We start from the raw sequence: 332 nt of genomic DNA, 5'->3' as shown, positions 1-332 counted from the left end.
TATTTCATTTATTCATGCGTTTTTTGAAGCAACGTCAGGCTTTACCACGACAGGTGCAACCGTTCTTAATCACTTAGAAACACTGCCTAAATCTATTTTGTGGTATCGAACTCAGTTACACTTTTTCGGTGGCATGGGGATTATCATTTTGGCTGTTGCCATTATGCCTTTATTGGGCATGGGTGGTATGGCACTCTTTAAAGCAGAAGTGCCTGGGCCTATGAAAGAAGAAAAGTTAACACCAAGAATTGCACAAACAGCACGTAATTTATGGTTTGTATATATATCTTTAATGTTGGCATGTATCGCAAGTTACTATATTGCAGGTATGG

The 332-nt window shown here is 38.9% G+C and carries 1 protein-coding gene; it reads left to right on the top strand.

What is annotated here, in order from left to right:
* Positions 1 to 332: potassium transporter TrkG (locus tag BZK16_RS14055; RefSeq protein WP_332881437.1), on the top strand; the 332-nt coding region annotated here is incomplete at both ends.

Origin of the sequence: Wohlfahrtiimonas populi (assembly GCF_002006795.1) — a bacterium.
Classification (GTDB): domain Bacteria; phylum Pseudomonadota; class Gammaproteobacteria; order Cardiobacteriales; family Wohlfahrtiimonadaceae; genus Wohlfahrtiimonas; species Wohlfahrtiimonas populi.
This window is presented reverse-complemented; position numbering and strand designations above follow the sequence as displayed.